At 64.8% G+C, this 14,085-nt stretch carries 9 protein-coding genes; 2 read left to right on the forward strand and 7 right to left on the reverse strand.

The window, feature by feature from the left end; translation table 11 throughout:
- Positions 1–17: 17 nt before the first annotated feature.
- Positions 18–2,870, reverse strand: coding sequence for a M16 family metallopeptidase (locus JI743_RS05125; protein WP_227339879.1), 2,853 nt, complete (start codon positions 2,868–2,870; stop codon positions 18–20).
- 166 nt (positions 2,871–3,036) lie between these two features.
- Between JI743_RS05125 and JI743_RS05130 the strand changes: the two genes are divergently transcribed.
- Positions 3,037–3,909 (forward strand): carbon-nitrogen hydrolase family protein, encoded by an 873-nt coding sequence (locus tag JI743_RS05130; RefSeq protein ID WP_201926555.1) that lies wholly within the window; start codon positions 3,037–3,039, stop codon positions 3,907–3,909.
- 133 nt (positions 3,910–4,042) lie between these two features.
- Here JI743_RS05130 and JI743_RS05135 read toward each other — a convergent pair whose 3' ends face one another.
- Both JI743_RS05135 and JI743_RS05140 read right to left on the reverse strand, forming a co-directional pair.
- A complete protein-coding gene (locus tag JI743_RS05135; protein ID WP_201926557.1) occupies positions 4,043–4,279 on the reverse strand; it encodes a hypothetical protein in 237 nt (78 codons plus the stop codon).
- Between the two features lie 178 nt (positions 4,280–4,457).
- On the reverse strand, positions 4,458–5,243 hold the full coding sequence (locus tag JI743_RS05140) for an NUDIX hydrolase (protein ID WP_201926559.1): 786 nt from the start codon (positions 5,241–5,243) through the stop codon (positions 4,458–4,460).
- 114 nt (positions 5,244–5,357) lie between these two features.
- On the opposite strand from JI743_RS05140, the gene JI743_RS05145 reads away from it, so the two are divergent.
- Complete coding sequence (locus JI743_RS05145; RefSeq protein ID WP_201926561.1) at positions 5,358–5,996, forward strand: DUF4126 domain-containing protein; 639 nt, start codon at positions 5,358–5,360, stop codon at positions 5,994–5,996.
- On the opposite strand, the gene JI743_RS05150 is transcribed toward JI743_RS05145, so the two are convergent.
- The 4 genes from JI743_RS05150 to JI743_RS05165 form a co-directional block, all read right to left on the reverse strand.
- A complete protein-coding gene (locus tag JI743_RS05150; protein WP_201926563.1) occupies positions 5,993–7,216 on the reverse strand; it encodes an NAD(P)/FAD-dependent oxidoreductase in 1,224 nt (407 codons plus the stop codon). The two genes, JI743_RS05145 and JI743_RS05150, sit on opposite strands and share 4 nt — an antisense overlap.
- A 91-nt stretch (positions 7,217–7,307) precedes the next feature.
- Complete coding sequence (locus tag JI743_RS05155) at positions 7,308–7,523, reverse strand: hypothetical protein (RefSeq protein WP_201926565.1); 216 nt, start codon at positions 7,521–7,523, stop codon at positions 7,308–7,310.
- A complete protein-coding gene (locus tag JI743_RS05160; protein ID WP_201926566.1) occupies positions 7,523–11,740 on the reverse strand; it encodes a translocation/assembly module TamB domain-containing protein in 4,218 nt (1,405 codons plus the stop codon). Before JI743_RS05160 ends, JI743_RS05155 begins: the two co-directional genes overlap by 1 nt.
- Positions 11,740–14,016 carry an autotransporter assembly complex protein TamA gene (locus JI743_RS05165; RefSeq protein WP_227339882.1) on the reverse strand — a complete coding sequence of 759 codons (2,277 nt, stop codon included), beginning with the start codon at positions 14,014–14,016 and terminating at the stop codon, positions 11,740–11,742. Before JI743_RS05165 ends, JI743_RS05160 begins: the two co-directional genes overlap by 1 nt.
- Positions 14,017–14,085: the final 69 nt, after the last annotated feature.

Raw genomic sequence — 14,085 nt, forward strand, 5'->3', positions numbered from 1 at the left:
CGCTGCTGTCCCTGCGCCTACCGACCCCCGACCGCTGCCTTGCCTAGCGCCGACGCATCGGCAAGTGACATGCCCTGCGGCAGGATTGCCATCGACCATTGGCGGTCGGGTTTCAGATAGGCGCGTGCCAGCCGCTGGATGTCGGCCGCCGTCACGGCGCTGATATCGTCCTGAATCGTCAGCGCATTGGCGGCAACGCGCGGATCGCGCGTCGCGCCTTCGAGCAGGAACATCCAATAGACGTTGCCCGTCGAGGCGCGCGCAACCTGCTCGCGCAGCGGCCCGGCGTTGCGCGCCAGTTCATCGGCGCCGATCGGATTCGCGACCAGATCGGCGGCGATATCGCGAGCGATGGCGTAAAAACGGTCAATATCGCGCGGAGCCAGCAAGCTTCCGACGAGCAGATAGCCGCCGCTGCCCTCGAAACCGGTCGGCCAATAGCTGTCGACGACCGGGCCGTAGCTTGCCCCCTGCTCGGCGCGCAATCGGTCGAAGAGGCGGTCGTTGAAAATGGCGGCGAGAATGTCGAGACCGCGTGCATCGCGCGGCGATGCCAGCCCACCGCCCGTCGGCCATGCGGTCATCGCCGCCGCTTGCCCCTTTTCGCCGCGATGGAAGGAAATTTCGGGCGCCACCGTATGCGCGGCGAACTGGACACGCTGCCCGCTCGACGGAACGATCGGGGCACGCGGCGAAAGCGCACCAAATGTCTCGGCCAGCAGCGTCGTGTAATCGACGCCCTGCAGATCACCGAACAGCTGGACCTCGATCGGCCCGCTTGCCAGCCGCGGCTCCCAGAACTCGCGGAACGCCTCTGGCGTCAGCGCCTCGATCGCTGCCCGGTCGGGCGGCGACCAGCGCGCATCATTGCCCGAGAGCCACCCGCGCAAATGTCGATCGAGGACCGCATTGGGCGTCGCGTCGTTGAGGTCATAGCCGGTCAGAAAGCCGACGCGAAGCCGCTCCACGGGCGCCTTGTCCCAACGCGGATGGGCGAGCTTTCCGGCCATCAGTTTCAGCTGGTCGCGAAGATCAGCGGGTTTGCTTTCGGCTGTCAGCTCGAACGCGTCGTCGTCGATCGAAAAGCCAAGCTGTATCTGGCGACCATTGGTCAGTTGGTCGAGCTCATTCTGGCCCCAGGGACCCACCCCGCTCGCGACCAGCGCATAATCGCCCGTCCACAAAAGGTTCGGCGCATCGGCCGCGACGCTTCGATTCCCGGTGCCGAAGCGCACATTGACGCGCACCTTGCCCGGCTCAACGCGGTTGTTCGAAACGAGCGCCGTCACCCCGTTCGAAAATTCGATCCGTTCGGCACGAAGCCCCGGAAGCGGCGCGCTGGCAACAAGAGTGCCTGGCGTTCCAAGCGAGGGAAGCTGGGTGAAATCGGCAGCCACGCTCGTCAGCCGGTCATCGCGTATGGTCGCGGGCGCTGCAAGCGCCGCAAGCAGCGCCTTTTCTCCACCCTCGGTCGCCTTCGGACTGGTCAGGACGACCCGCGTCGCGTCGCCCCGGAAAACCGCCTTGCTTGTCGCCAGCATGACTTCGGGGGTTGCCGAGGCGCGGATCGCGCGGAACATATCGACCTGACCTTGCGGGGTCGACACCACCTCGTTGATGTCGACCGCCCGTACCAGATCGTCGGCAAGGCGCGCACCGGGTTCGTTGCGCGCATTCTCCAGCTCTTTCATCAAAAAGGCCTCGATCTCGTTCGCTTCGCGATCGATATCGGCCTGCGAGGGCGCGGTCGTAACAGCGTCTGCGATGACGCCCCGCACGTCGGCGAGCGCATCCTTCCAGTCGCCGAGCGGCACGATCTGCGTCAGCGTAATATCTGCGCTGCGGCTGATATATTCCTGTTCGACCGTCGCGACGAGATAGCTGCCGCCGGTGCGGGCACGGTTTTCGAGGCGCCGGTTGACCAGCGCCAGCGCGATGAACTCAAGGTAGAGACGACGGGTATTCTCGACCGTATCGACGCGCTTTATCCACGGCCGGATCATCGCCAGCGTCAGCGCGGCGGGCTGATTGGCTTCGACAATTTCCTTGACCACGGCAGCCTTGGGGTCGGGTTTTCCGAAATCCGGCTGGCGCGGCGCCGGGCCGTCGCCGCGCCAGTCGCCGTAATATTTCGCAATCAACCGCGCGAATTCGGCGGGATCGCCGTCCCCCACGATGACGACGACCGTGCGGTCGGGACGATACCAACGCTTGTGGAAGGCGGCGACAGCGGACGCGCGCGCGACCTCGAGCGAGGCGGGCGTACCGATTGGGGCGCGGTCGCCGAGCAACTGGCCTGCGAACAAATGGGCATTGGTCGCGTCGGCGATACGCCGCTGCGGACCGTCCGATTCGCGCAGTTCGGACAGGACGACGCCGCGCTCGGCGGCCACAGCAGCGTCGGAAATGCGCGGCTCGCGGATCATTCCCGCGAGCAGCTTCATGCTCTCGTCGAGATTGGCGCCCGTCGCACTCGGCAGGTCGAGTTGGTACACGGTCTGCGTCGGCGTCGTCTGCGCATTCGAATCGCTACCGAATGTGACGCCAAAGCGTTGCCAGATCCGCTTCGCCTCGCCGTCGGGAATATGTTCGGACCCGCGGAAGCTCAGATGTTCGAGCAAGTGTGCAAAGCCGCGCTCCTTGTCGGTTTCGAAGAGCGATCCGACGTCCATACGCACGCGGATCGAAACCTGCCCGGGAGGCACGCCATTGTTGCGCACCGCATAGCGCACGCCGTTCGGCAGCTCGCCGAACTGCCATGCGGCATCGCGCGGAATGTCGCTGCCCGCATAGAGCCAGCTCTGATTCTTGGCGCTTTGTGCGGCCGTCGCCATTTCACTGTCGGCGGGCGCCGCGAATGCCGCGGGCACCAGCAACAATGCGCTAGCTGCAAAAGCGGAAACAAGAATTCGGTGAGGGGCATGCGGCGCATGCGTCGGGGCGTTGGGCATCGGCGCATATTATCCTGTTCAAAGCTTGCTGGCCACTGAACTGACACGGCTTGTCGCACGCGCGCACTCGGCCTAGCGATAATCCATGACCGAGCCGACGCCCGATCCCGGATCGCCCACCGCGCCACCGCTTGCCGCGGCCGTCCAGATGAGGAGCGGGTTCGATCCTGCTGAAAATCTTTCCGTCATCGACCGCGCGCTCGGTGACGCTGCGGCAGCGGGGGCGGCGATGGCGTTTCTTCCCGAAATGTCCCTGTTGCTCGACCGTGACCGCGCGCGGTCGGCGGCATATATGGCCCGCGAAACCGATTCCCCATGGCCTGCGGCTTTGCAGGACATGGCGCGGCGTCACGGGATCTGGCTTCACAACGGCTCGATGCCCCTTCTCGCCGACAACGGCGCGCGGCGCGTCAATCGCAGCCACGTCATCGCAGGCGACGGCAGCATAAGGGCGCGATACGACAAGATTCACATGTTCGATGTCGATCTGCCGACGGGCGAGCGCTGGACCGAATCCGCAGCCTATGAAGGTGGAGGCGAGATCGTGGTCGTCGAAACTCCGATCGGCCAACTGGGCCTCACCATCTGTTTCGACCTGCGCTTTCCTGAACTTTTCCGGGCGCTGGTCGAACGTGGAGCCGACGTCATCGCTGTTCCCGCAGCCTTCACCGTCCCGACGGGTGAAGCGCATTGGCATGTCCTGCTTCGCGCCCGCGCAATTGAAACCGGATCGCATGTGATTGCTGCAGCACAACAAGGCACGCACGCCGACGGCAGGGCGACCTTCGGCCACAGCCTGATCGTCGATCCGTGGGGCGCGGTGCTGGCAGAGGCGGGCGACAGCGAAGACGCCTACCGTCTTGCCATAGCGCCCATCGCGCCGGGCGCCGTCGCTCGGGCGCGCGGTGCCATCCCGCTCGACCGCTCACGTCACGCCCGCTCGGCAAAATTCGACTAGCGGGGCGAAAGCCGAACCGCAGCCCCCGCCTGCTTCGTCAGCACGGCGCCAAAAGTCAGTAGCCCGTAATGCACAAAGGGCCCCGGGGAGAAACCCGGAGCCCTTTGAAAATTTCGTTCTGATCAGCCGGTAATTACGGGCTGGTCGGGGTATCGTCGTTGTTGTCCGACGCGATGATGATGCCGCCAACAATGGCGACGAGTGCCACGAGCGCGATGATCCAGCTCGTGCCGCCTTCCAGCTCGCTCTGACCGTCGACGGTCGAGAACGCACGAGCGCCGTCGACTGCGGGAGCAGCCGAAGCCACGACCGGAGCCGCGATCATCGAAGTCGCTGCGAGGGAGATCGCAACTTTCTTAAGCAGGTTCATCATATTCTCCGTCCACTGGATTTGATCTTCTCGAATCGAATTGAGAGCAAGCTCTCCGCTCAATCCGGCTTCACCGCTCTAAGCTTCGCTACAAATAATTGCAACGATGATCTGCATTATGGATCCAATTGTTAGGAAATCACTAAATTAGGAAAAAGTTTCATTTTAGCGACAAATTCTATCCGCGACGCACGCGCTCGAAAGGCTCGCACGTTACCGGGTATCCCAAATGGTCCGGGATACAAAGATGCGTCGTTCCATCGCGATCTTCAATCCATGGTGTTATCAACTCGACCGGAAAATCGCACGCATGCGCTGCAAATTCTGAAAAATCGCCTGCGAGCGCCAAGCGTTCGAGGTTGCGACGGGTTGGAAAAATCACCGAAACCGCGCCACGATCAGCCATTTCGAGCGTCTCGCATGCGCTCGCCCAGAATATGTGGCTGTGCTCAGCAGCCTCGACAGTCAATTCATGGCGGTGCGATGGCGATACAATAGCAAAGAAACGCGTGTCGAACGTGCGTGCTTCCTTGAAATTGGGGCACCAGCGCGCAAAGGGAACCATTGCATCAAGCGACAGTCTATCGCCGCGCTGCGCCAGAATATCCGACAGCAGCACGCCCGCGAGGAGATCTTCGCGGACAGAGGCAATTTCGGCATCGTCAAGCGCGGGCCACCCCACGGCAAGCCCCGTTTCCTCAAGCGTCTCACGCAGCGCCGCGACGCGCGCCGCGCCTTCGGCGGGTTCGCCCTCAAAGCCGCAGAGCTGGGCTACGACCAAGTCGTCGGGATCGACGCGTCCGCCGGGAAATACGACCGCGCCGGCCGCGAAGGCCATCGTCGTCGCGCGTTTGACCATCAGAATCTCATCTGGACCACCATTCGCGGCGGGGCGCATGATGACAAGCGTAGCGGCGGGTATCGCGCCATCTGGCAAGGACGCGGGCGAAATATCGGACCTCATGCCGAGGGCGATACCTGCGGGGCGTCCCCGTGTCACCCGGCGTATGACTATGCCATTGCCTGACGGAACGGTGCAGTGCAGGATGAACCGGCGGAAGCGGCCGGGAGCAAGGCCATGGGAATAGTCGAGATTTTGGGTGTCGCGGGCAGCCTCAGCCTGCTTGCCGGATGGCGTCTCTATTTGACCGTCCTCGCGACAGGAATTGCAATGCACTTCGGATGGCTTCCGCTCCCCGAACATCTCCAAGCGCTGCAGGTTTTTGCCAATCCTTGGGTTCTTGGCGTCGCCGCTGCAGGAACGGTCGCGGAATTTCTGGCCGACAAGATTGCTTGGGTCGATTCCGCGTGGGACGGTAGCCACTCGATTATACGTCCGCTTGGCGGAGCCCTGCTCGCGCTGGCACTGGTCGACGCGTCCGATCCGGCGTGGCAGGTCGTTGCATTTCTGCTCGGCGGCGGCGGCGCCCTGCTCAGTCACGGCGCGAAAGCGACGACGCGCGCCGTCATCAACGTCAGCCCCGAACCTTATAGCAATGCAGTGGTTTCAACCGGCGAAGACATCGCGACCGGCGGTCTTCTGGCGCTTGCCATCGCCTTTCCGCCGCTGGCGATCGCGATCGCGCTCCTGATGGCGATCGCCGCGGTGATCGTGATCATCGCGCTACGTCGACTGCTCCGCAATATTAAGGCAGGAATGAAGAAGATGCTCGCCGCCGACCCGTCCCCGGCGCCGGACCTTCCGCCCCCTGCCTAGCTCGGCAGCAGAGCCTTCAGCGGCGTGTCGGTGTCGGCAAGCTGTTCGGCGGTGGCTTTGAGACCCGCAGTGACAATCATCCGGCCCTGAACATAATCCTTGGTCGCATTGACACAGTCGAGCGCGACGACCTTTCCGGCCTTGAGATAGACGATCGAGAAGCTGCGCGACGCGGGATCACCGCGGAGGATAGCCTGGTCATGCCCGGTCGAGAGGCCCGCGGTCTGAAGCTTCAGATCATATTGGTTCGACCAGAACCACGGAATCGCATGATAGGGCGCCTCAACGCCGCAAATTCCCTTGGCGACGACATTCGCCTGATCATTGGCATTCTGAACCGATTCCAGACGGATGACCAACCCTTCGGCAAAATCATTCTCATGCGCCGCGCAGTCGCCGATCGCATAGATGTCGGGAAGGCTCGTCTTGCAATAGCGATCGACGAGGACGCCATTGCCGCCTTCGGCGCCCGCCGCGACGAGCGGCTCGACCGCCGGGATGATGCCGATGCCGACGATGACGAGATCGGCGGGGATCACCTCGCCGCCCGCAAGGCGCACGCCTGCAACGTGACTTTCGCCCTCAATCGCCTCGACATTGACGCCGAGCCTAAGGTCGACGCCGTGATCGCGATGCTCCTTTTCGTAAAAGCGCGAAAGTTCCTCGCCCGCGACACGCGCGAGCACACGGTCGAGCGCTTCCAACAGCACCACCTTCTTGCCCGCCTTGCGTAGCACCGCCGCTGCCTCGAGCCCGATATAGCCGCCGCCGATCACGACGATCTGGTCCGCGCTTTCGGAGGCTGCCTTCATCGCGTCGGCATCGGCGCGCGTGCGCACGCCCTGCACGCCCGGGAGGTCGCCGCCGGGGATCGGCAGCATCCGCGGCCTTCCACCCGTCGCCCATACCAGCTTGCCATAGCTGATCGTCTCGCCCGCGTCGGTCGCCACGCTATGCGCCACCGGATCGACCGAAACGACGCGCTTGCCGAGCAGCATCGTTATCGCGCGCTCGTCCCAATATTTGGGGGGACGCAGTAGGATGCGCTCGAATTCCTTTTCGCCGGCGAAATATTCCTTCGACAAAGGCGGACGATCATAGGGAAGGTCGGTTTCGTCGCCGACGATAGCGATGCTGCCTTCGAACTTCTGCGTGCGCAGCGATATGGCCACCTGCGCCCCGCCATGGCCACCGCCCACAATCACCACGTCGAAATGCATCTGTCGGCCTCCCAAATTCGGCCCGATGCCCCTTGCACAGGGGGAGGCGGCGGGCAAGCGCCGCTCCGGATCGCGCAGCCGGCAGGACTGGCTATCGCCCTGACAATGCGGGGTCAGGCGGGCTCTCTGCGATCGTGCCCGACTCGCTGGCTCCCGGCGGAACCTCATCGGCCGCCCCAGCCGCGGCGTCGAGGGCCTTGGCGCGCGCTTCGATTTCCTTGCTTGCGGCATCATAGCGCGCGTCGAAGTCGGGCTCCTCCTTGCACGCCCCAAGGAGCAATGCCGCGATGCACAGGAGCGCCCGCATCAATAATCCTTCCGGTAGCGGATACTGAGGTTCGACTGGCCCGCCCCCCCCGCCTGGCTGAGCAGCGACAATGCACGCGTCAGGCTGATTTCGAGCTGGGTGGCGGTATAGCCGCGCCCGTCGGTGATGATCTCCAGGTAAATATCCTTGGAAATATATTGCCCCGCGGCGATCGCAGTGCCGCGCCCTTCAGTATCGTCGGCGCCGAGCACGCGCAGCCGGTCGATCCCGGTCGCCGACTGGAGCGCACCGAGCGGGCTGAGCCCACCGCTGCCGCGCAGGGCGTTGAGCGAAGCGGCGAGCTGCACCGCCTGAAGCGGCGACAATTCGGTGATCGATCCGCCGAACAGGATGCGCGACACAATCTCGTCCTGTGGCAGTCCCGGTATGCTGGAAAAGCTGATCTGCGGATTTTGCGCACGGCCCGACACGTTGACGTTCACCGTCACATTGTCGAACGTGTCCGACGCGACGAGCCGCAGCGCAGGGTCATAGGCATCGCCCGTCGGGAAGCTGATCCGCCCTTCGTCGAGCGTAAACGAACGTCCTGCAAAACCCAGCGTCCCGCGCACCAGTTCGATGTCGCCCGTCACGCGCGGCGCCTGCGTCGTCCCCGTCAAGGTAACATCGCCCTGCCATTCGGACTCCAGCCCCATGCCCGAGACATAGATTTCGTCGCCTGCGCGCAGCCGGATGTTGAGTCGGATCAGGTCAAAGAGGCTGCCACCGACCGCCGCGATGCCGTCGCCGCTGACGCGCGGGCGACCAGCAGGGGGCTTGCGGCGAACGCCGGTTAGCGCGGGCACCTGCGCTGCGCCTTCGCGCACGATGCGATAGCGCGATTCGGGAAGCTGCAGATCGCCCGACAGCAGCGCCGTCTGCCCGGCCCGCTTTTCGAGCGTCAGCGTGCCTGTCGCGCGCGCGCCGATATTGTCGCTTCGCGCAAGCCGCGCATTGTCGAGCGTCGCTGTAAGATTCATCGGATAGCCGTCCGACGCCGCAAGGCTGATGAAACCGCTCGCCGAAAGGCTGCCGTCACCGGCGGTGGCAGTGAGTTCATCGATCTCGAGCCGGTTCCCCGTGAACCGGCCATTGACGGCCAAATTGGTCAGGCGCGTGCCATAGGCTTGATTCTCATAAGTCAGCGTCTTGCCGCGCACAACGCCTTGCAGGCAGGGATCGTCGAGGCGGCAACCGAAGTCGGCAGCGACGCCGATCGGCCCGCCCACATGCTGGCCAGCAGGGCCGACGAAGCTGTAGAGCGTATCGGCCGGACCATTGTAGCGGATACCGCCGCCGAGCGGCGCAGCGCGTAGCCGTTCCGTCCAGCTTCCTGCCCCCGGCCCCAACGGACGTAGCGATGCCTGCATCCGCCCGATCACGCTGCCGCGCTTGCGCACGACCGCGCGCGCTTCGCCGCCGTCGGAAAGCAGTTTGCCCGCGAGATTGATGTCGACCGGTTCGCTGACCGATGCGGCGGTGGTGCGCGTAAAATTGTCGATAGTCAGCCGTGCGTCGGCGCGCGGGAAAGCATCGGCGCCAGCCTGCTCGAAATCGAGGCTGCCGCTCGCGCGTCCGCCCAGCCCCATATCGGGATAGACGGCGTTGAGGCTCGCCATATTGACGCGGTCGAGACGGCTCTGCAGCATAATGCCATCGCCGAAACGCCCCGCAATGCGCGCGTTGCTTCCGCGTCCCAGATTCACCGTCGTCGGCAGCAATTCATAACCGTCGTCGCCGGGGACGATCCGCGCGGGCGACGTCGTGCGGAAATTGATGCCGGTGGCGCGCCCCTGAACCGACGCGCGCCAGAGCCCGGGCGCGAGATCGGCGTTCGCCGCAACGCGGAAAGGCACGCCGTTCGTCCCCTCGACAAGCGCCTGCGCCTTGCCGGTGCCGTCGCGATAATCGATCTTCACACGTCCGACGGCAATATCGAAGTCGCGGATGCGCGTCTGCGCAAACTGTATATCGGCAACGATATGCGGGCTGTCATAAAGCGTCACATCGGCATCGACGATCGCGCCGCCGACGGTGAGTTGCGCCGGTCCCTGCAAGGACAGATTGTTCGCACGCAAGTTGATCGCCGCGGCCTGATGCGGTCCCGCTGCGCTCAGTCGCACGAGCCCGCCGAGTCCCTGCCCCCTCGCATCGAGCTGTCCAACGAAGGGTCCCGCATCGCTGCGGACGAGCCGGCCCGAAAAACCGATGCCCGACAGGTCGCCGCGTTCGACCTCGATTGTCAGCGGTCCCGACGCGGTCAGCAGGACGACGTCCGCCGACAGCGGGCCATAGTCGGTTTCGCCGGTGGCAGCGAGACGATAGCCGTTGGGCGCACCGTTCACCCGCGCCTCGAGATTGGCGAGCCCGATACCAAGCCCCGGCCGCTCTGCGGTGAGCGTCGCGCGCGGATCGCTAATTGTTCCCGCGAGCTCGACGCCAAGCGGACCATAGTCGCTCGACATGGCACGCGCGCTCAGTTGGACGCGACCGTCGGGCGCATAGCTGCCGCGCCCGCTCGTGATCCGCAGCAACGGCGATGTGAGGCGCAGGTTCGCGAAGCGCACGAGCCCGTCGGTGCCGTAACGTACATCCGCCGAGACAGTGCCGTTGCCGCCGAGCAAATCGCGGACACCCGAATTGAACAGCCGCGTCGAACGCGCGCGAACGCGCCCCGCAATTTCGAACCCGCCATGCGCCGCCGTCAGGAGATCGGCGTCGGTATCGATGTCGAAAATGCCGACGCTTTCGATTCGATAGTCGTTGACCCGCCCGTCGATCGCACCAGTGTAGAAACCGCGGTTGAAGTCGGCGATCACGATCGCCTTGGCATCGATCCGCGACGATCGCAGCCGCAGATTGTCGCTGAGCAACCGCCCTTCGGCAAAGGCAAGATCGCCGTCGAGCCGCACCGCGGTGAGCGTCCCGCCCGCAACGCTGTCGAGCCCGCGGATGCGCGCGGCGCGCCCGACGACGGGAATGACAATCTGATCGGCGTCGATGCGCGCCTTTCCCGACAGGCTGAGCCTTTCAACGACAATATCGTTAAAGGCGAGCGCCGCCGCATTGGCCCGATAGTCGACCGTGGGGTGTGCAAATGCGCCGTCGAGGCGCGCCGTCGCGCGCACGCCGTTTCCGCGCACCGCGGGCGCGATGGCCCCGGGACGGACGACATTGAGAGCGAGTTGCAAACCGTCATAACGGTTCGTTCCCAGATCGACCCCTCCGCTGACGCCGAGCCGCATCGCTTCCGACGCGACGGCGCCATCGAGGTCGGCTTTTCGCTCGTCGAGCTTTGCGACCAGATCGACCCGTGTTTCGGCGCCGAGCAGCGCGGCTAGCGAGCCGGAGAAGAGGCGCGAGGGCTGCGCTGTTCCCTTGGCCGCGAATCTGCCGTCGCGCGCCGTCAGACCGATGCGTGCAAGCGGCGCGGATCCAAGGCTGGCGGTGAGCGACCCGTCCCACTTCGCCCAATCGCCGCGCCCGTCGAGCTGCGCTGTGAGCGGTTCGTCCAGTCCCGCCATCGCCGCGATAACGCCGTCCTGCGGCGCGCTGAGGTCCAACGTCATCGCCAGCCGGTTGGCTTCGGGGACCGCATCGAGCAGCAGTTTGACCCGGTCGCCTCGCGCACCGGCGCCAACGGTCACGGCATTGGCGCTGACCTGCGCACGCCGGTCGGCAATTGCGATCTTGCCATCGATTTGCGCTACCTGCCGCTCGCCGGCGACGGCAGGCTCGAAGACGAAGCGATCGACGCGCAGGCGGCCAACGTCGATGTCGATATCGGGAAGCAGCGGCTCGCCCGTGTCGGGAACCGGCTTGAACTGCGGCAAGCGCTGCAAGCGAATTTCCTCGGCGGTCGCCGAGCGAATGTCGATATGGTTCGAAAGATAGGCGAATGGTCGCCAGTCAATCCGCAGTTCGGGCGACGCCAAGAATACGCCCTCGGGGTCCGACAGGGTGAAATCGCGCACGACCATCGCGCCGTAAAGCGATCCGTCGAGCCGGCCGATGCCGATCGTCATCCCGTTCTCAAACTCATATTTCTCGATCTGGGTGACGACGAAACGCCGTCCGGCGTCGCTATTGAGCCCGACGAGAAAGAGTGCGACCAGCGCGAGAAGGCCGAGGATGGCAACCGCAGCGCCGCGCGCGATGCGCGAGGTCCGGCGCGGTGTTGCCGCACCGTCGGCGACCGGAGGCGCCTCTTCCGCCATCAGAAAGCCTGCCCGATCGACACATAGACACTGACGCGCGATTCTCCCGGCTGGCGGTCGATCGGCGTCGCGATGTCAAGCCGCATCGGCCCGAAATTGGTGTAGAAACGCCCGCCAATCCCGGCGCCGAAGCGCAGGTTCGAAAAATCGGGCGTCGATCCGCGATAGACCTGCCCCGCGTCGACGAAGCCGACGACGCCGAAATTGCCGAAGCGATAGCGCGCCTCGACCGCTGCTTCGTTCACGCTCCGCCCGCCGATGGGATCATTGTTGGGGTCTTTTGGGCCGAGTTGCTGATAACCGAAACCGCGAACCGAACCGCCGCCACCGGCGTAGAAGCGCCGCGACGGCGCCAATAGTTCGCGCGCGGCGCCGATGATCGAGCCGACGCGAACGCGCCCCGCAAGCACGACGCTGTCGGTGACCGGATAATAGCCGCTCACGTCGACACGCGCACGCATATAGGGCGAGAAGCCGCCCGCAAACGACCCTTCGGGCTGGAGCAGCGTCGTGATGCGAAAGCCCTTCGTCGGATCGAGCAGACTGTCGGTGCGGTCAATCCCGACCTGTCCGCTGATCCCGGCAATGGTATAGAAATCGCGGTCGCGCAAACCGCGCGTGAACTCATAATCGTCTTCGCTCGTTGCGATCAGTTCGACACCGAAGGCATAGGTGAACTTCTTTTGCCAGATTGGCGTCGAATCATAGCTGATGCGCGCGGCGACGCGGCCCGTGATTGCCTCGAACGCGTCATAGTTGCTGCGCGTCGCCTCGGCGACCAGTTCGAACGTGCGGTCGCGCCGCCCCGCATTCGAACGGCGTAGCGTCGCGCCGATCCCCTGCTCCTGCGTGCCGACAATGGCACGTCCGATCAGTGCTCCTTCGGGCGGGAACAGATTGCGATGCGTCCAGCTCCCTTCGAGCCGCAGCCCTTCCCCCGTGCCATAGCCCGCGCTCGCGGCAATGGTACGCGGCGGCCCCGCCTGCTGGGTGACGAGCGTTGTCACATATTCGGTATCGTCGCCCGCGCTTTCGCCGGTGCGCTGCGGCTCGACCGCTACCGTCGCAAACAGCCCCGTCGCGACGAGGGCCTGGCGCAAATCATCAACCATCCGGCTGTCGTAAAGGTGGCCGCGTTCGAAGCGCGCGAGGACTTCGACATGCTCGGCGTCAAAGGCGAGATCGCCCGTCGTCTCGATAGCGCCGAAACGCGACCGGGGCCCGATCTCGACCGGCAGGGTATAATCGCCCTCGCCCGTCGCGCCGTCGAGGAGGATGTCGCGCTGGCCAACCTTGGCGAAGGGATAGCCTTCCTCGGGCAGTTTGAGCGCGATTGCCGCCTCGGCGCCCTGGATGCGCTGCGCGACGATCGGCTCGCCGATGGTCAGCGGGAAATTATCGGCAATCAACGCCGGGGGAACGGTCGGTTCCGCATCGATTGAAACAGACCCGAGCGTGTATCGCTGTCCCGGCGTTATATCGAGGATCACAGTGAGCGGCGCGTTGCGTTCGCGTGCGGTCCGGTCGATCCGCGTACCGATCGCCGCGTCATAAAAGCCCTCGGACGCAAGGATTCGCTGCATAAGGTCGGCATCGGCGCGGAGCCGCGCGCGCACCATTGCCGCATTGTCCGCCTTGCCGTCGCCATCGTAAAGCGCCGACAGGTCGCTGAACAGGTCCGCAAGATCGACGTCGCTTGCGGCATCGGCAGCGTCCAACCCGTTGACCTGCACAATATAGGTGACGCTGCGGTCGCGGGCTTCCTCTTCGGCCTCGGCATATTCCACCGGTTCGACGTCAAAGCTTTCGAGCGGCGGAAGCGGTGCGGCCAGCTCGACATCGCTGATCGGCGCGTCACCGATCGCCTCGACGACGTCGCCGTCGGCGAGCGCGGGAATAGCAACACCATCGACCACCGGCGCCCCGTCGGCAGCGTCGTCGTCCTCCGCAGCGTCGGCGTCACCCGACGCGGCTACGGCGGTCAGCCGACGCTCGAATTCGGCGATCGTTTCCAGCGGACGATCGAGTTCGGGATCGTCCTCGGCGGCGATATCGGGGATCGCCCGCTCGAACTCGTCGTCATCGATGATCGGCGGAACCTCGGGAAATTGCGCACCCGCTGGAGGCGGCGTGGGCGCAGCAATGTCATCGGGAGCGGTTGACGGTTTCGGCGCGGCGGGGGCGTTGGCGGGGGACGGTTCGGGCGGTTGGGCGACGACCAGCGAGCCATGTCCTATGGCGAACGCAAACGCCGACAGCCCAACGAGCGACCGCAACAGCGGCGCACCCGCTCTCCCCAAATCGCAAGGCTTTTCAAATGGTCGCATCTGCCCTCGGTCAAGGCG

Source organism: Sphingopyxis jiangsuensis, from assembly GCF_016734905.1.
Classification (GTDB): Bacteria; Pseudomonadota; Alphaproteobacteria; order Sphingomonadales; family Sphingomonadaceae; genus Sphingopyxis; species Sphingopyxis jiangsuensis.

What these genes read in the sequence shown, in the direction of transcription:
- JI743_RS05130 (WP_201926555.1), top strand. Translation starts at nt 3,037, where the DNA reads ATGACCGAGCCGACGCCCGATCCCGGATCGCCCACCGCGCCACCGCTT.
- JI743_RS05135 (WP_201926557.1), bottom strand. Translation starts at nt 4,279, where the DNA reads ATGAACCTGCTTAAGAAAGTTGCGATCTCCCTCGCAGCGACTTCGATG.
- JI743_RS05140 (WP_201926559.1), bottom strand. Translation starts at nt 5,243, where the DNA reads ATGAGGTCCGATATTTCGCCCGCGTCCTTGCCAGATGGCGCGATACCC.
- JI743_RS05145 (WP_201926561.1), top strand. Translation starts at nt 5,358, where the DNA reads ATGGGAATAGTCGAGATTTTGGGTGTCGCGGGCAGCCTCAGCCTGCTT.
- JI743_RS05150 (WP_201926563.1), bottom strand. Translation starts at nt 7,216, where the DNA reads ATGCATTTCGACGTGGTGATTGTGGGCGGTGGCCATGGCGGGGCGCAG.
- JI743_RS05155 (WP_201926565.1), bottom strand. Translation starts at nt 7,523, where the DNA reads ATGCGGGCGCTCCTGTGCATCGCGGCATTGCTCCTTGGGGCGTGCAAG.
- JI743_RS05160 (WP_201926566.1), bottom strand. Translation starts at nt 11,740, where the DNA reads ATGGCGGAAGAGGCGCCTCCGGTCGCCGACGGTGCGGCAACACCGCGC.